Annotated in this window: 18 protein-coding genes; 9 read left to right on the forward strand and 9 right to left on the reverse strand. The window is 49.0% G+C overall.

The features are described from left to right. Nucleotides 1–13 precede the first annotated feature (13 nt). The 4 genes from rfaE2 to panC all read right to left on the reverse strand — a co-directional run bounded on the left by rfaE2 (nt 14) and on the right by panC (nt 2,837). On the reverse strand, nt 14–502 hold the full coding sequence (gene rfaE2, locus Q1A04_RS12285; RefSeq protein ID WP_299706104.1) for a D-glycero-beta-D-manno-heptose 1-phosphate adenylyltransferase: 489 nt from the start codon (nt 500–502) through the stop codon (nt 14–16). Then, a complete protein-coding gene (locus Q1A04_RS12290; protein WP_299706107.1) occupies nt 486–1,529 on the reverse strand; it encodes a lysylphosphatidylglycerol synthase transmembrane domain-containing protein in 1,044 nt (347 codons plus the stop codon). Before Q1A04_RS12290 ends, rfaE2 begins: the two co-directional genes overlap by 17 nt. 9 nt (nt 1,530–1,538) lie before the next feature. Beyond that, nucleotides 1,539–1,886 carry an aspartate 1-decarboxylase gene (panD, locus tag Q1A04_RS12295; protein WP_007655433.1) on the reverse strand — a complete coding sequence of 116 codons (348 nt, stop codon included), beginning with the start codon at nt 1,884–1,886 and terminating at the stop codon, nt 1,539–1,541. Between the two features lie 96 nt (nt 1,887–1,982). After that, nucleotides 1,983–2,837: a pantoate--beta-alanine ligase gene (panC, locus tag Q1A04_RS12300; protein ID WP_299706112.1), complete on the reverse strand. Its 855-nt coding sequence runs from the start codon at nt 2,835–2,837 to the stop codon at nt 1,983–1,985. Nucleotides 2,838–2,973: 136 nt separating this feature from the next. Between panC and Q1A04_RS12305 the strand changes: the two genes are divergently transcribed. From Q1A04_RS12305 to glmS, 3 genes are all read left to right on the forward strand, one after another. Continuing rightward, nucleotides 2,974–3,798, forward strand: a complete 825-nt coding sequence (locus tag Q1A04_RS12305) for a glycogen/starch synthase (protein ID WP_299706115.1) — start codon at nt 2,974–2,976, stop codon at nt 3,796–3,798. Next, the gene (locus tag Q1A04_RS12310; RefSeq protein WP_299706118.1) at nt 3,773–5,158 is read left to right on the forward strand and encodes a DUF4270 domain-containing protein; all 1,386 of its coding nucleotides are present in this window, start codon (nt 3,773–3,775) and stop codon (nt 5,156–5,158) included. The genes Q1A04_RS12305 and Q1A04_RS12310 overlap by 26 nt, the downstream gene beginning before the upstream one ends. Nucleotides 5,159–5,251: 93 nt before the next feature. Further along, on the forward strand, nt 5,252–7,087 hold the full coding sequence (glmS, locus tag Q1A04_RS12315) for a glutamine--fructose-6-phosphate transaminase (isomerizing) (protein WP_299706121.1): 1,836 nt from the start codon (nt 5,252–5,254) through the stop codon (nt 7,085–7,087). A 95-nt stretch (nt 7,088–7,182) separates the two neighbouring features. Here the strand turns inward: glmS and Q1A04_RS12320 are convergent, their stop codons facing one another. Then, nucleotides 7,183–7,866: a 3-hydroxyacyl-CoA dehydrogenase family protein gene (locus Q1A04_RS12320; RefSeq protein WP_299706123.1), complete on the reverse strand. Its 684-nt coding sequence runs from the start codon at nt 7,864–7,866 to the stop codon at nt 7,183–7,185. 49 nt (nt 7,867–7,915) lie between these two features. Between Q1A04_RS12320 and Q1A04_RS12325 the strand changes: the two genes are divergently transcribed. Together Q1A04_RS12325 and Q1A04_RS12330 are read left to right on the forward strand one after the other, a co-directional pair. Continuing rightward, a complete protein-coding gene (locus tag Q1A04_RS12325; protein WP_299706125.1) occupies nt 7,916–8,296 on the forward strand; it encodes a RidA family protein in 381 nt (126 codons plus the stop codon). 239 nt (nt 8,297–8,535) lie between these two features. Then, nucleotides 8,536–9,042 (forward strand): hypothetical protein, encoded by a 507-nt coding sequence (locus tag Q1A04_RS12330; RefSeq protein WP_299706127.1) that lies wholly within the window; start codon nt 8,536–8,538, stop codon nt 9,040–9,042. Nucleotides 9,043–9,126: 84 nt separating this feature from the next. On the opposite strand, the gene Q1A04_RS12335 is transcribed toward Q1A04_RS12330, so the two are convergent. Continuing rightward, on the reverse strand, nt 9,127–10,146 hold the full coding sequence (locus tag Q1A04_RS12335; protein WP_299706129.1) for a YihY/virulence factor BrkB family protein: 1,020 nt from the start codon (nt 10,144–10,146) through the stop codon (nt 9,127–9,129). Nucleotides 10,147–10,310: 164 nt separating this feature from the next. Between Q1A04_RS12335 and gltX the strand changes: the two genes are divergently transcribed. From gltX to Q1A04_RS12350, 3 genes are all read left to right on the forward strand, one after another. Further along, complete coding sequence (gltX, locus tag Q1A04_RS12340; protein ID WP_299706132.1) at nt 10,311–11,852, forward strand: glutamate--tRNA ligase; 1,542 nt, start codon at nt 10,311–10,313, stop codon at nt 11,850–11,852. Between the two features lie 133 nt (nt 11,853–11,985). Continuing rightward, entirely contained in the window at nt 11,986–12,351 is a 366-nt protein-coding gene (locus Q1A04_RS12345; RefSeq protein ID WP_299706135.1) for a hypothetical protein, read from the forward strand. A 44-nt stretch (nt 12,352–12,395) separates the two neighbouring features. Then, the gene (locus tag Q1A04_RS12350) at nt 12,396–13,163 is read left to right on the forward strand and encodes a TIGR00266 family protein (protein ID WP_299706138.1); all 768 of its coding nucleotides are present in this window, start codon (nt 12,396–12,398) and stop codon (nt 13,161–13,163) included. A 204-nt stretch (nt 13,164–13,367) separates the two neighbouring features. Here the strand turns inward: Q1A04_RS12350 and Q1A04_RS12355 are convergent, their stop codons facing one another. The 3 genes from Q1A04_RS12355 to lptB form a co-directional block, all read right to left on the reverse strand. Continuing rightward, entirely contained in the window at nt 13,368–14,852 is a 1,485-nt protein-coding gene (locus tag Q1A04_RS12355; protein ID WP_299707010.1) for a GH3 auxin-responsive promoter family protein, read from the reverse strand. A gap of 88 nt (nt 14,853–14,940) precedes the next feature. After that, on the reverse strand, nt 14,941–15,300 hold the full coding sequence (locus Q1A04_RS12360) for a four helix bundle protein (RefSeq protein WP_299706141.1): 360 nt from the start codon (nt 15,298–15,300) through the stop codon (nt 14,941–14,943). A gap of 78 nt (nt 15,301–15,378) precedes the next feature. Beyond that, nucleotides 15,379–16,110: an LPS export ABC transporter ATP-binding protein gene (gene lptB / locus Q1A04_RS12365; protein ID WP_299706144.1), complete on the reverse strand. Its 732-nt coding sequence runs from the start codon at nt 16,108–16,110 to the stop codon at nt 15,379–15,381. A 199-nt stretch (nt 16,111–16,309) separates the two neighbouring features. Here lptB and Q1A04_RS12370 point away from each other — a divergent pair, with 199 nt between their 5' ends. Continuing rightward, nucleotides 16,310–17,167 (forward strand): GH25 family lysozyme, encoded by an 858-nt coding sequence (locus Q1A04_RS12370; RefSeq protein WP_299706146.1) that lies wholly within the window; start codon nt 16,310–16,312, stop codon nt 17,165–17,167. Nucleotides 17,168–17,172 lie beyond the last annotated feature (5 nt).

Here is a 17,172-nt window from a genome sequence, read left to right on the forward strand (position 1 = left end):
TTTCTTTTAGCTTTTAAGAATTTGGTCGGTTTTCTATTTTTTTAACAACATTCGTGGTGGAGTAGCCCTTCACGAGCGGCACGGTTTTCACCTCGCCTCCTCTTGCTGTAACGACATCCTGCCCCACTATATTTTCGATGGCATAATCGTCGCCCTTTACCAGTATATCCGGCTGCACAGCCTTTATCAGTTCGAGCGGCGTATCCTCATCGAACAATACTACAGCATCCACAAACAAAAGGGATGCCATGACGCGCGCGCGTGACATTTCGTCCTGCAACGGGCGACTTGGACCTTTTATACGGCTTATTGACGCGTCTGTGTTAAGACCGAGCACCAATTTATCGCCAAGTTGTCGTGCTTTTTCTAGATAATCGACGTGACCAAGGTGCAGAATATCAAAGCAGCCGTTCGTAAAAACGATCTTCTGCCCCTGATTGTGCCATGCCTGTACAAGCGCTTGCAGGTCGGGCAGGGATAGGATTTTATCTTTCGAATTCATGTATAGGTGGGTTTGCCGGCATGTGCTCTTCTGCCAAAGCAGGCTTTTGCAACATTCCTGCTATAAAGCTAAGCACTCCCATGGCAACTACCAAAAGCGTTTGCGAAGTATGCGCTACCAAAGCGTAGGCCATACCTGCCTCTTTGGGTATTCCGTACAGCAGTAGCACAGTCTGTACCAGCAGATGGTACACCCCTACCCCGCCCTGCACAGGTGCTGCCATACCTAGCGTACCTATTACTAGCACCGAGAGCCCGGCTACCGGCGTTAGCCCCGATGTGGCAGGTATAGCATAGAACACCACGAGGCTCATGCCGTAGTACATGGCCCACACAAACAAGGTATGACCCCAGAAAGCGGCTTGGTTTTGAATCTTGGTGATGCTGAAAACACCCTGCAGCATACCGCGCACAAAGGTGACGGCCTTTCTGAAGAAAGCGTTTTGCCGTAGCCTGTTCAGGTAAATAATTCCCAGTACCAAAAACACAGCCCCAACGGCCATTACCAAGATCACCAACAGGTATAGCGATCCGAAGCTTTGCTCCAGACTGGCATACTTGTCTGTGAAAAGACCGAAAAGAAAATCGCGGAGGCGGTTGACCTCGAGCAGAAAGGTAAGCCCCAAAAAGAGAAGCAGCATAACCATATCAATGATGCGCTCGGCGATGACCGTGCCGAAGGCTTTATTGACAGGTATGCCATCGCTACGTCGGAGCATGCTGCAACGCACCACCTCTCCCATACGGGGTAGCACGAGGTTGGCCACATAGCCCACCATCATGGCATTGTAGGTATTCTTGAAAGAAGGGGTATAGCCCGTAGGCCGTATTTGCATGTACCAGCGGTACGCCCGACTCAAATAGGCCGCCAAACCCATCATCAGGGAAAGCGCGAGCCAGCTGTAGTCGATGTTTTGGAGCTCTGTCCACAATTTTTCGAAGTCAAGCTCTTTGAGGGCATACCACATCAGAAATGCGGAAAGCCCCAGAAGCAGGCTGTACTTCAGAAAAGAGAGCAGTTTTCTCATGCAATGGCGTTACACCAATCGGTTGTGCTGATCAGGGAATACGAGCGTCGGCTGGTGGTTCTTGGCGTCTTCGAACTTAATGGAGCAGTAAGAGATCACGATCACGATATCGCCCACCTGCACTTTGCGGGCGGCCGGTCCGTTCAGACATACCGTGCCGGTACCTCGCTCCCCCTTAATCACATAAGTCTCGAAGCGCTCCCCGTTGTTGATGTTGACGATCTGTACTTTCTCATTCTCCACCACGTTGGCGGCATCCATCAGGTCTTCATCAATAGTGATGCTTCCCACATAGTGCAACTCAGCCTGTGTAACCCGGCAACGGTGAATCTTGGATTTTAAAACCTCAATATACATGGTTTATTTTTGTAATAAGCCGCAAAGTTATGCAATAAGCTGCAGATAAACTACCATGCTTTTGCATCTTCCTAAGCCTTTACAACACCAAACAAATCAGTCCTCTTTTAGATTCACGACCATGTTGTCGATCAGGCGCACTTCGCCTACAAAGGCAGCTATGCAAAGGGCCACTTCTTCCTGTCCGCTTACATCGTGCAGTGGCTGTAAGGTAAGAGGGTCCACTATCTCGAAGTACTCCAACTCCAGTTCGTCTACTTGTGTTAAATAGTGGGCCACTTCGCTTTTAATGGCTGTTACGGACTTTTGCTGTAGGTCGCGCTTGGCCATTTTCAATGCCTTGTATAGCTGCGGAGCCAACTGTCGCTGAGTGGCATTGAGGCGCTTGTTGCGCGACGACATGGCCAGCCCGTCGGCTTCGCGTACGGTTGGGTGGCACACCAGCTCCAAATCGAAGCTCAGCGTCTGCACTAATTGCCGCACAATGGCCACTTGCTGCAGGTCCTTTTGTCCGAAGTAAGCCTTGTGGGGCTGCACGATATGGAACAGCTTGCTCACAATAGTCGCAACACCATTGAAGTGCCCCGGGCGATGAGCTCCTTCCATCACGGCTTCAAGCGCACCGAAACTAAACTGTAACACAGACTGTTGTGGGTATACCTCCTCCGCATTAGGAGCAAAAAGGTAGTCGCAACTAACGGTTTGCAGCAGGCTGATGTCCTGCTCGAGTGTGCGGGGATATAGGTTATAATCAGACGCGTTATTGAATTGAGTCGGATTCACGAACACACTACAGATTGTCACGTCATTCTCGCGGGCCGAGGCGCGCAACAGCTGCAGGTGCCCTTCGTGCAGGGCGCCCATGGTAGGCACAAAACCAATGCGCTTACCGCCGCAGCGCAGCGCCGTCACAATGGCCCTGAGGGTTGACACCTGCTCTATAACTTCCATATTAATAGGTATAAATGATGCAATTGCTGAAAGCCGACAAAAGTAGGTTATAGAACATTAAATTGAAAATTAGAATAAAAAATGCTAATTTTGCACGTCCCATTACTGTTGCTTAATAATTTTTAATTACATACTCATGTCAAAATTGCGAATCCTTTACGCCGCCACCGAGATCCTTCCTTTCTTACAAACCACTAAAGTAGCAGAATTTCTGAACACACTACCACAGGGCATGCAGGAGCGAGGTATGGAGATCCGTATCTTTGTCCCGAAGTTCGGCATAATAAACGAGCGCAAAAACCGTTTGCATGAGGTAGTTCGCCTATCGGGCATTAACATCGCCGTGGGCGACGACGAGAAGCCGCTTGTTATCAAGGTGGCCTCTATTCCGAATGCCAAATTACAGGTATATTTTATCGATAACGAAGACTATTTCCAGCGCAAGTCCGTTTTTGTTGACAAGAACAACAATTTCCACCAAGACAACGACGAGCGTGCCATCTTCTTCTGCAAGGGTGTGCTCGAGACGGTGAAGAAGCTTGGCTGGCAGCCGGATATCGTGCATTGCAACGACTGGATGACCGGTCTGATACCGATGTACCTGAAAACAACTTACAAGAAAGACCCGATCTTTAAGGATTCGAAGTCTATCTTTACGGTTTACAACCACGAGTACAAGCACAAGTTTAACGGCGATCTGCTCGAAAAAGTAAAAATGCTTGATATTGATGACAGCATGCTAGCCTCTTTGCAGGAAGCAGACTTGGACAGCTTTATCAAGGTAGGCATGGAGTATGCTGACTCTGTGATCAAGACAAACGAGAACTTCGGCGAGAATATCAACGCGCTGTTCAACGAGTTTGTGGAGACAAACAAATGCATCAATACCATCAGTGCCGACGACAACCTGTGTGACTCATACTACAACCTATATAATGAACTCAGCGAACTCAGCCGCTAGAAGATTATTTCTTTTCTTCTTTTCATTTGCCGCCCTTACAGCCTGCGAAGACCCAAAAGACATCGGAATTGACCTGCAGGACGAAAACCTGATAGGCACAGAGTTTACCGACGACCTTACGATCCAGACCGGAACCGTATTGCAGGGCGACTCTATTCTATCTTATCGCACCTCTACTGCCCTTGTGGGGCAGTATGCGGATCCTGTTTTGGGTATTACACGCTCTGTAGCTTTCGCTGAGGTGGGCCTGAATGGCACAAATGTTTCGCTCGGAGAGAACATTACAGCAGACTCGCTTGTACTCACGCTGGACTATAGCTTTAAGTATGCCGACACACTTCAGGCCATGCAGTTAAACGTCCACCGTGCTACTAGTGCCTTCGACGAGAGAACGTCGTATTTTACGAACACCCCTTTCACCTACGACCCGACCCCAATCGGTACAGCGGCTTTCCAGCCGCGCGTCGAAATGGTAACCAAAGAAGGCACTTCAACCAAGACAACCAGACTGGCAAAAATAAAGCTAAACAGTGAGTTGGCTAATGATTTTGCGGCCCAGTCCGGCCAGCCTGCGTTTGCCAATCAGGCCAACTTCCTGAATTACTTCAGAGGGATTGCTTTGGCGGTTCCTGAAGATGAGAACGGCAGTTTGGTAGGCTTTGCGCTTAACTCAGCCTCCTCTAGCCTTGTGCTTTATTATAAAAAGGGCGATGGCACACAGGGCACCCATTCATTTTTACTGGGAACAGGCGGTTACTTCAGTCAGATCACAACGAACCGTGCCGGCACAGGTATAGAGGAACTGCAAAACAAAGGCGACTTTAAAGCTGCCACTGAAACCGGCGGTGACTCTTATGTACAGGGGGGTACTCAGCTACTTACAAAAATCACCTTCCCGGATCTGTTGCAGCTAAAAGAGGAGCAGGGCAATATTATTATCAACCGCGCTGAACTGATCATACCTGTAAAAGCGGCATCGACAGGCAACAACTTGTCAGTTCCGCCTCAGCTGGCCCTGTATGAAACGAATGATGCGAACAATATTCTTCGTGATCAAGGCGGAAGGTTCAGAACAGTACAGCAAGATGGGGCAAATCCTTTTGTATATACCCCAGCTCTCCTAGGCTTCAATCGCAAAAAGGGCAAGGAATATTATAACCTTAACGTTACAAGCTACATACAGGGGATTGTGATGGGGCTCAAGCCTAACAATGGCCTGTTACTCGGGGCTGTTATCGCAACAACTGATGGGAACGGAAATCGTAGCTTACGTCCCGAAATGCACCCTTACCGCGCTATCGTTACCAACAATGAGGCGAATCCGGTAAAATTGCTAATCTATTATTCGAAGTTACAATAGTATCACTCAAATATCTACAGATATTTTATACATTCTAAAGAAAAGGGTACCTTTGCAGGTACCCTTTATTTTTTTAATGTAACATAAATACATATGTGCGGAATTGTAGCATACGTAGGGCATAGAGACGCTTGCCCGATCGTCTTAAAAGGCTTGAAACGACTTGAATACAGAGGCTATGACAGCGCAGGCATAGCTCTGATGAACGGAGGCCTGAACGTCTTCAAAAGAAAAGGCAAGGTAAGCGACCTAGAAGAGTTTATTGCAGATAAAGATGTGCATGGTCACATCGGCATGGGGCATACCCGATGGGCTACCCACGGTGAGCCAAACGATGTAAATGCACACCCGCATTACTCTAGCTCCAAAAACATTGCGATCATCCACAACGGCATCATCGAAAACTACGCTGCTCTAAAGCAGCTTCTAATCGAGAAGGGCCATACCTTCCAGTCTGAAACGGACTCGGAAGTGTTTATTAACCTGATCGAAGATATCAAGCAGAACAGCGGCTGCTCACTTGCTGAAGCAGTGCGACTGGCCCTGCACGAAGTGGTGGGTGCTTACGCCATCGTGGTGCTTTCTAAAGAAGACCAAAACCAGTTGATCGCCGCCCGTAAAGGCAGCCCGCTGGTGGTAGGTATAGGCGAAGGCGAGTACTTCCTTGCTTCTGACGCCACGCCTATCATTGAGTATACCAACGACGTAGTTTATGTGAACGACTACGAGCTGGTGGTGATCAAAAACGGTGAGTTAGAGATCCGTACGAAAGAGGACGTGGTGCAGACACCTTACGTGCAGCGCCTCGAAATGGCGCTGGAGTCGATCGAGAAAGGCGGTTATCCGCACTTCATGCTGAAGGAGATTTTCGAGCAGCCACGCTCTATCCTCGACAGCATGCGCGGCCGTATGATTGCAGAAAGTAACCACCTGATGATGGGCGGCATCCGTGAGTTTGAAAACAAATTCGTGAATGCGGACCGTATCCTTATCGTGGCTTGCGGAACCTCTTGGCATGCTGGCCTTGTAGCTGAATACCTGATCGAAGACCTCGCCCGCATACCTGTGGAAGTGGAGTACGCGTCAGAGTTCCGTTATCGTAACCCGATCATTAGCGAGCGTGACATCGTAGTGGCCATTTCGCAGTCCGGCGAGACAGCCGATACATTGGCAGCATTGGAGCTTGCTAAGTCGAAAGGTGCCACGATCTTCGGCATCTGCAACGTGGTAGGTTCTTCTATCGCCCGTGCTACCGATGCTGGTGCTTATACGCACGCTGGTCCTGAGATTGGTGTGGCTTCAACAAAAGCCTTTACCGCACAGGTAACAGTACTTTCGCTAATCGCCATGATTCTGGGCAGCAAGCGCGGCACACTGGAAACTACTAAGCTGCACCAACTCATGGTGGAGTTGGAGAGCATTCCGGCCAAAGTAGAGAGAGCATTGGAGCTGAACGACCAGATCATTAAAATTGCTGAGCAGTACAAAGATGCTACGAACTTCCTATATCTAGGCCGTGGCTACAACTTCCCGGTTGCACTGGAAGGCGCCCTTAAGCTTAAAGAGATTTCTTATATCCACGCCGAAGGTTACCCTGCCGCTGAAATGAAGCACGGCCCGATCGCCTTGATCGACGAGCAAATGCCAGTGGTTGTAATCGCGACGAAAGACAGCTCTTATGAGAAGATCGTATCGAACATACAGGAGGTGAAAGCCCGCAAAGGCAAGATCATCGCGGTTGTGACGGAAGGTGACACGACGATCCCGTCTATGGCGGATCACGTGATCGAGATTCCGGAGACGAGCGAGCACTTAGTGCCATTGCTGTCAGTTATTCCGTTGCAGTTGCTGTCTTACCACATTGCGGTAATGCGCGGCTGTAACGTAGATCAGCCTCGTAATTTGGCGAAGTCTGTAACAGTTGAGTAATCAACTTAGACATAAAATAGAAAGGGGGGAAGCCAAATAGCTTCCCCCCTTTTTTTGTTTTAGAGAGTTTACTATAATTCTAGATCCAAGAAAACCTAGACCTCAAACTTCTCCCCTCTCAGATACTTGGTCTTGAGCAGCGGACAAATTTTGTAGCGTTCTTCTTTAGTGTCTTCATGCATGGCTTCAAGCACTTGGTATACATTGGCTATACCGATGGCATTGGCCCACTCGAACGGTCCGTGCGGGTAGTTGGTGCCGAGTTTCATGCCTAAGTCAATGTCTTTAATTGAGGCGGTGCCCTCCTGTAAGGTATAGCAGGCTTCATTGATGATCATGCACAGAATGCGCGGTGTGGCCATACCTGCGCGGTCTTCTACCAATTGGTACTCTGTGCCGAGTTGCTCACAAATGCTGTGCAGCTTCTGGGTGTCGCTTTGTTTATACAGACTCACCTCCAGTACGGGGCGGTTGAAAAGCGTCGGCAGGCCGTTGAAGCCGAACAAGGTACAGCATGTGTCCAAACCTGACTCACGCACCAGCGCTGCCAGTTGCTTTGTCACGGCTTGGCAGAACACCACCTGACCCGGTGCGTAATCACTCAGGCGCTCCGGCTCTTCGTGCAGCAGGAAGTCGAAAACCACATCATCGGGACCCAACTGTGCGTCGGTGAGGTGGCGGCTATGCAGAAAGGTATAGGTGTTGTCGTTTGCTCCTTCCGGAAATTTCTGTTGAAACTCAGCGGCCATTTCATCGCCAGACAAAACAAGTATGTGCATATTTCTGTACTTTTGATCAGTAAAGATACACATTAAAACTAATCGGACTATGAACCATACCATTATCAAGTCGGCCAACGCGCCAGCTGCTATCGGACCTTACAGCCAAGCAACGCTTCACAACGGCATCATGTATGTTTCGGGACAAATCCCGCTGGATCCACAAAACGGCGAACTGGTGAGCGGCACCATTGAAGAGGAAACGCACCAAGTCATGAAGAACCTATCCGCCATCCTGCAGGAAGCTGGCATGGGCTTCGACAATGTACTCAAGTGCACCATCTTCGTGAAGGACCTTAGCAACTTCGGCGCCATCAACGAGGTATACGGCAGCTATTTCAAATCCAATCCGCCTGCCCGCGAAACTGTGGAAGTGAGCCGCCTGCCAAAGGATGTAAACGTAGAGATTTCCTGTATTGCGGCTTTATAAGAATTATTGATCTATAAATTTATATCTACAGCCTCGTCTTTTGATAGCGGGGCTGTAGATATAGTTTGAGGGATATATAGTATATTCGGTAATCCGGTTCCGGTTATCTGTTAAAAATGACGAAAAACCGGATGTTTATTCCGTATAGCTACAAGTTAAGCAAAACTTTAAAAGCACATGCAACCTACTAGGTAGTGATGGGGTCATAACAGTAATTGTCAAAGAATAAAGACTCAAAGATGAAAAAGTTTAGCCACATCCTGTATGGATTACTATTATTTGCTCTTCTTTCCTGTAAAAAGGAAGAAATTATAGCTGCGGAAGCTAATTCCGCAAGCGCCAGCAGGGCCTTGATTGGTACATGGTATCAAGAAGCCGGTCCTTATGGTGCTTTGAGACTTAAGAGAGAATACAGTTTCAAGACGGATAACAGTTTTGACCGTTATGAGAAGGTAATCAACTCATCTGGGGATGTTGTTGGATTTAGGCAAAGAGCTACAGGCAAATATGAGCTTAAAGGAGATAAGTTAACCATGGTTTACCTACAGTTCTACAATTCTGATAAAAGTAAAGACATTGATTCATACGAGGAGGAAATTGATGATTTAATACCATCAGGATCAATAGATTATCAAGAAACAGTCACATTGGAATATCATCAAATGAAAAATATAATGATGTTCAAATACCCTCCATGCCCTTTTGATCATTCCTGTATTGGTAATGTGATTCTTTTCAAAGCTTAATAAACAGCTTTGCCTAACCCAGTACATAAGCTAAGCTTCGGCTGCGCCTCGCTCTCCTTATGTACAAGTCCGTTATACGTCCCCTCAAATCCCCTCCCCCAGCGACTTATCCTCCTCCGACTCCTTCGCCTCTTTCGCTTCCTCTTCTCCATAAATATCCTTCGTAAACTTACCCGGCTCGGCGTTCACGGCCGTGTGGCCCACTTCTATTTCCTGCCGAATAAAGCGCACGGCATACTCTGCCGGATAAATGTTGAAACCATACTTACGGGAATACACGAATGTGAACACTGCCCCGAAAAAGATGATCTGGGAGGTATAGAAGACCCACAGCAAGATGACAATGACCGAGCCCGCCGCACCGTAGATGGAGGTGATATTGCTCGTACCGAGGTATAAGCCGATGATTTCCCGACCGAGGGCAAACAGCACAGAAGTCACTACGGCCCCGACCCACACGTCGCGCCACTTGATTTTGGCGTCGGGCAGGAAACGGTAGATGCTGGCAAACATAAAAGTCATCAGCACGAAGCCTGACACCAAGTTAACACCCCGCAGCACATACACAAACCAACTAGCCAGCCGGGCCGCTAAGAAATCGCCGATGGCTACCAAGATCGTGTTGGCCAGTAACGATACAATGAGCAGAATGGCGATAACCAGAATCATACCGAAGGATAGGAAACGGTCGAGAATCAGCTTCAGGTAACCACGTTTAGGGGCAGGCCTTACATACCACACCTCGTTGAGTGAATCCTGCAGCGACACAAACACTCCCGTAGCCGCGATAAACAAGGTGAATACAATGATGATGGTGGCTAGATTAAAGTCCGTGATTTCATTGATATTCTCCACCATGCGCTGCACTGCGAAGGCCCCCTCCGAACCGATCAGCTCTCTTATCTGGTAATAGATCTCGCCCGAGACGGCCTGTTCTCCATAAAAGTACCCTGTGGCATTGATGATGATAAGCAGGATGGGCGGCAACGCGAAAATGGTGTAGTATGCCAGTGCAGCCCCCTTCTGGAAGGAGTTATTTTCTATAAATTCAAGGCCGGCCTCCTTGAGCAGGCACCATATCTTTATGAGTGTAGTACGGGGCATGGAGCAGTGTGTGACACTATTTAAACTGATACGCAATTTTCAGGTTATGTTTATGTAGTTCCTTGGTACAGGCAAGTATCACAGAAAGCAAGTCCTTACTGAAACGAGAATTTATTTTGTACCTTTGTGCCTTAATTAGCAATGCCTTTTTGAAATAACCATACATGGAAAGAGAAGTTAGAGTACGCTTTGCCCCAAGCCCGACAGGGCCTCTCCATATCGGCGGTGTTCGCACGGCCCTTTACAACTTTTTGCTGGCCAAGAAAACCGGCGGCAAAATGATCCTGCGCATCGAGGACACGGACCAGAACCGTTTTGTGCCCGGCGCTGAAGATTACATCCGCGAGTCGCTGGAGTGGTGCGGCATTGAGCTGGACGAAAGCCCATGGAACGGTGGCCCTTATGCCCCCTACCGCCAGTCGGAGCGCAAGCCGATGTACATGCAGTACGCCATGCAGCTGATCGAGAGCGGCCATGCCTACTACGCATTTGATACGGCCGAGGAACTGGACGAAATGCGCGAGCGCCTGAAGGCTGCCAAAGTAGCCACACCACAGTATAACTCCATCACCCGCATGACGATGAAAAACTCGCTCACGCTGCCGGAGGATGAAGTAAAACGCCGTCTGGAGTCAGGCGACCCGTACGTGATCCGCTTGAAAGTGCCGCGCAAAGAGGAAGTGCGTTTGAAGGACCTGATCCGCGGCTGGGTAATGGTACACTCTTCTGCCATCGACGATAAAGTACTCATGAAGTCGGACGGTATGCCAACCTACCACCTAGCCAACATCGTGGACGACCACCTGATGCAGATCACGCACGTGATTCGTGGCGAGGAGTGGTTGCCATCTGCGCCGCTGCACGTGTTGCTATACCGCTACTTGGGTTGGGAAGACACCATGCCAGAGTTCGCGCATCTGCCGCTTTTGCTCAAGCCAGACGGCAACGGCAAACTGAGCAAGCGCGACGGCGACAAGCTGGGCTTCCCGGTGTTCCCACTGCGTTGGCAAGACCCATTCTCAGGCGAAATATCTTCGGGTTATCGAGAGGCGGGCTACATTCCGGAGGCATTCATTAACTTTCTCGCCTTCTTGGGCTGGAACCCGGGCACGCAGCAGGAGATTTTCTCCATGGAAGAGCTGGCTAATGAATTCACGATTGAGCGTATCGGCAAGTCCGGTACACGTTTCGACATACAGAAAGCCCGCTGGTTCAACGAGCAATATCTGCGCGCTAAGCCAGACGCGGAGCTAGCAGGTTACCTATTGAAGGCGCTGGAAGAGCACAACATCACTTGTTCTCCTGAGAAAGCCGAGAAGATTGCCGGCCTGATGAAAGAGCGTGTGAGCTTCCCGCAGGAGTTCTGGCGCGAGGCTGCTTACTTCTTCGTGGCTCCTACCGAGTATAGCGAGAAAGTGGCTTCCAAGAAGTGGAACAGCCAGTCTGTGGCCGTTTTCACCGACTTCCGCAATGAGCTCTCTACTCTGAGCGACTTCAACGCCGACACGGTGAAGGACCTTCTGGTAAGCATTCTGGAGCGCCACGGCATGAAAATCGGTATGGTGATGCAGGCGCTTCGTCTGGCTGTGACCGGTGCCGAGGCTGGCCCTGACCTGATGCAGATCATTGAGGTGATCGGCCGCGAGGAAACTCAGAACCGCATAGACGCAGCCATCAGTGCCTTGAGCCAGTATGTAACGGCCTAGGCTACATCGTATACCTAGCAAGAGCGGCTATTCCGAAAGGAGTAGCCGCTTTTTTTATACCTGTCCGCTATACCTGCCTGTAACTATTTAGCCGTTTCGCCTTATACTTCAGTGAGAACAAAAGGACCAGACCATGGCTAAGAATAAAAAAGAGAACAAAAGCTCCAAAAAGAAAACGCGGGTGCACAAAGACCTCGAGGGTTTTGAGATCAAGGTAAACCAGCAGGGCGAGATCATGTCGAACTACTCTATCGACCAGATCAATGAGTTTCTGAACAAGAATGTGGAGGACAAAAAATTGGTAAAGCGGGATGCCGCTGAGAAGGCAAAAAAAGAGGAAGAAGAGTTTCATATAGAGGAGGGCGAAGAAGTAGAAGAGACCGACGAGGACTTCGTGAAAGGCACCAGTTCCGTTTCTGATGACGAAGACGACAAGGACCTGCCCAAAGCCCGCCGCAAAAAAGGCAAAGATGAGGATGAAGACGATGAAGAGGATTAGATAAATCGCTATATTGTCTGTCTGAACATAAAGTCCTAAAAACTATGAGAAACGCACACGAAATCGACTTCCGTATATTCGGTAACGACATACAGGTACTTGAAATCGAGCTCGACCCCAATGAAACCGTGATAGCCGAAGCCGGCGCCATGGTATACATGGAAGAAGGCATCGACTTCCAGACCAAAATGGGCGACGGCTCCAATCCCAGCCAAGGCTTCTTGGGTAAGTTAGTATCAGCTGGCAGCCGCCTGATCACGGGTGAGTCACTGTTTATGACGCACTTTACGCACCGAGGCTATGGCAAGAGCCGTGTGGCTTTCTCGGCCCCCTACCCCGGCACCATCCTTCCGCTTGACCTGCAACAACTTAGCGGCAACACGCTTATTGCGCAGAAGGATGCTTTTCTGGCAGCGGCTTTGGGTACGAAACTAGCTATGCACTTTAACCAGAAGTTGGGCTCCGGCCTGTTCGGTGGAGAAGGATTCATTCTGCAGCGGCTCTCAGGAGACGGCTTGGCCTTCCTGCACGCGGGTGGCACCATTGTAGAGAAAGAGCTCAATAATGAAACCCTGCGCGTGGATACAGGCTGTGTGGTGGCCTTTGAGCAAGGTATAGACTTCAGTATTCAGCGTGCCGGCGGACTCAAGTCTATGATCTTTGGTGGCGAAGGCATCTTTCTGGCCACACTGCGCGGCACCGGCAAGGTATGGCTACAATCCATGCCAGTGAAGAAACTGATCGAAGCCTTGGTGCCTCGTGGGGAGAATGCAAAGAAGGAAGGTGGTTTTATGAGTAGTTTTTTGGAGTAAAGCAGGATTGATGAATGAGTAATTGGGAAAGCTACACCGCTATACCTTAAGTATGGCTTTACAATAAAAATGCCCGACAGGTATGAACTGTCGGGCATTTTTATTGTATTTTCTAACACTAGTGAGAAATCCGAAATATTAACTGCTAACCACTCCAGATTTCTCGCAAAGGACCGAAATGACCTACAGAGAGAAATCACACTTTTAACTCTCCACCAGATTCATAATCTCCTCCAAATACTCTCTGGTATTGCTGAGCCTCGGCACTTTATGCTGACCGCCCAGCTTTCCTTTTTTGCTGAGCCAGTTCATGAAGGTGCCTTTGGGGGCGGCATGCACGATGGGTTTTTGCAGGGCGATGTCGTTCTGGCGCTTGGCGTCGTAGTCGGAGTTGATTTCACGTAGGGTTTCGTCTAGCACTTGGGTGAAGCGAGGCAGGTTGTCAGGCGCCTTTTCGAACTCAATCAGCCATTCGTGCCCGCCACGCTTGCCGCTCTCCATGTACACAGGTGCAGCCGTAAAGTTTGAGATGATCGCGCCAGTGGCTTCGCAGGCCTTGGTAATAGCCTCTTCGGCATTCTCCACGATCACCTCCTCACCAAAGGCATTGATGAAGTGCTTCGTACGGCCGGATATTTTAATGCGGTATGGGCTGAGGTTGGTGAAGCGTACCGTATCACCGATTTTATAGCGCCATAGGCCCGCGTTGGTGGAGATGACAATGGCATAATTCTTACCCAGTTCCACCTGATCAAGCGTGAGCGTTTTGGGGTTTTCTTCTTCGAACTGGTCTATCGGGATAAACTCGTAATACACCCCATAGTCCAGCATGAGCAGCATTTCGTCTTCGGTGTCCCGCTGGTCCTGTATCCCAAAGAAGCCCTCAGAGGCATTGTATACCTCTAGGTAGTGCATCTGAGCGGAAGGGATGATTTCCTTGAACAGCTGCCGGTACGGACCGAATGCCACGGCCCCATGCGTGAAGAGCTCCAAGTTAGGCCATACCTCTAATATGTTCTTCTTGCCGGTCACTTCCAGAATACGCTTGAGTAGCACATAAGTCCATGTTGGCACACCGCTCAGACTGGTCACGTTCTCGGGTACGGTCACCTCCACCATCTTCTCGATCTTCTCCTCCCACTTGTCCATGAGGGCCACCTTGAGCGGCGGAGTTCGCATAGCCTCGGCCCAGATAGGCAGATTCTGCATGATCACTGCCGATACGTCGCCACATGAGGTCTTGGCGTTAAATTCGTTCGGATGGTGGGTACCTCCTATAGAGAGCCCCTTGCCTGTGAAAAGCTTGGTATCTGGGTAGTTGTTGACGTAGAGCGAAAGCATGTCTTTGCCACCCTTGTAGTGGCAGTCTTCCAGTGACTCCGGGCTGACAGGTATAAACTTACTGCGGGCGTTGGTAGTGCCCGAGGACTTGGCAAACCACTCAATTTTGCTAGGCCACAGAATATTCTGTTCGCCCTTCATCACCCGCTCAATGTATGGGTATAGATCTTCATAAGTGGTAACAGGCACTCGCTCCTGAAAGGCTTTCACCGACTTTATATCGCTAAAGCCATACTTCTTCCCGAACTCCGTCCCCTTGGCCGTGCTGATCAGGTTCTGAAACAGCTCGTTCTGCACTTCATGCGGGTACTTCCGAAACAGATCAATGTCATGAATCCGCTTCTTCATTACCCACGTCACAATAGAATTAATAATTTCCACTTTTGCAGTTAACAGTTAACAATAAACAGTAAATAGATTCTACCTCTACCTCCCACTATCTTTTAGAGTTGATTCTTGTAGACTTCAATATAGAGAATAAAATCTTACTAAGTTCATCGGCGTCAATTAACATACTTTCGGCAACCGGAGCTTCCAGATAATTAGTGTCTCTTAATAAGCTTAGCCAGTACTTTGTTTCCAGACTCTCTTTATAAGCTAATGATATTTTTGATGAGAAGTCTGCGACAGATATTCCACCGTTGGCTTCTGCCACATCAGCCCCAATGGATGTACCACTGCGCAAAAGCTGTTTTGAAAGTGTAAATTCTCTTTTCTCTGTACTCAAGTGTTGATGTGCCTTTACGATCCTAATAGCAAAAGCATAGCACTTTTTATAAAGGTTGTTGCTGTCCATAATCGCTCGCGATAAGCTATACCTATCGGAATAGACAGCTGAAAGTTGTACAATTGTTTACTGATAATTGCTAACTGTTCAGATCTTGCGTTTTAATTCGAAGTGCTTGCCAAGGTATACGCGGCGTACTTGTTCGTCGGCCGCGAGTTCTTCGGCGGTGCCTGACTTCAGAATTTTGCCTTCAAACAACAGGTAGGCGCGGTCGGTGATGGAAAGGGTCTCGTTTACGTTGTGGTCGGTGATCAGGATGCCGATGTTCTTGCTCTTGAGTTTGGCTACGATACTCTGAATCTCTTCCACGGCAATAGGGTCTACACCAGCGAAGGGTTCGTCGAGCAGCACGAATTTGGGATCTACGGCCAAGGCGCGGGCGATCTCGGTGCGGCGGCGTTCCCCACCAGATAGCACGATGCCTTTGTTTTTGCGCACGTGCGTGAGCGAAAACTCCTCCAGCAGTTCCTCTACTTTCTCCAACTGCTCTTTCTTGGGCCGGTCAGTCATTTCGAGCGGGGCTAGGATGTTCTCCTCTACCGTCAGCTGGCGAAACACAGAGGCTTCCTGCGCCAAGTAGCCTACACCACGCTTAGCCCGCTGGTACATCGGCAGATCCGTAATATCCTCATTGTCGAGGAATATCCTTCCTTCGTTTGGCTTCACCAGTCCCACGATCATGTAGAAGGATGTCGTTTTACCGGCACCATTTGGCCCCAGCAAACCCACAATCTCGCCTTGGTTCACTTCCACGCTCACGTCGTTTACGACCATGCGCGATTTATATTTCTTATATAGATGTTCTGCTCTTAATATCATCGGGCTAATTTAAGCATAATAGACCCATCCTGCAATGCAGTTATCTTGCCAAATCGCTGCCACTTTTGAACGGTCTTTATTGGGAGCATGTTGTATAGCATATTCAAAAATTTCTATTTATGCTGCAAAATATTTCGTCTCGAAAAATTGTAACTATCGCTTCTTCTTCTTAGTTTGGATTTCCGATTAACCAGCCTTTATGATGTTTTCTTTACTTTTTATGGTCATCCAAAAAATGGCCTATTCCAACTTATTGCTTTTGCTTATGTTTACGGGAGGTTCTTCCGGAAATTCCGATAATGCAAAAAACACGAATGCCAATGCCAGAAGCACGGGTGCGACCACTAAAACTACACTCATTACTTCTTCCAGTCTGAAGGGCATTGACGTATCAAAGTGGCAGAAAGAAGTGGATTGGGATCAGGTAAAGGGAGCGGATGTTTCGTTTGCGTTTGTAAAGGCTACGCAGGACGATTACCGGCTGGACCCATACTTCGGCCGTAACTGGGAGGAAACAAAGCGTGTGGGCATCAAGCGTGGCGCTTACCACTTCTTTATACCTGCCGCCCCGGTGCAGGGCCAAATCGATCTTTTCATCAGTACAGTAGAGCTTCAGGCCGGCGACTTGCCTCCGGTGCTGGATGTAGAAGTAATAGAGAAGCATACCTCCGGCGCCGAAATGAGGAAAAATATGCATATCTGGCTGGAGGCCATTACAAAGCATTACGGCGTGAAACCCATTATCTATACCAATCAGAATTTCTACCGCCGTTGGCTGCAGGGGCATTTTAAGGATTACCATTTCTGGATTGCCCGCTACAATACTATTGAGCCTGAAATTAACCAAGAGGACAAGTGGCTGTTCTGGCAGTATACTGACACCGGCAAAATGCCCGGTGTTAACGCGGCCATCGACCTCAACTTTTTTGCCGGAGACATGAATACCCTTAACCTGATGTGCGTGCCTGAGAGATTAACGCCATACCCTGAGAAGGTAATCATCGCTGAGTTGGAGCAACTGCCTGCCGTGAAGCTTTTAGCGAACAATATCGACTAGTTATA

The organism is uncultured Pontibacter sp. (assembly GCF_947499215.1).
In the GTDB taxonomy this organism is placed as follows: domain Bacteria; phylum Bacteroidota; class Bacteroidia; order Cytophagales; family Hymenobacteraceae; genus Pontibacter.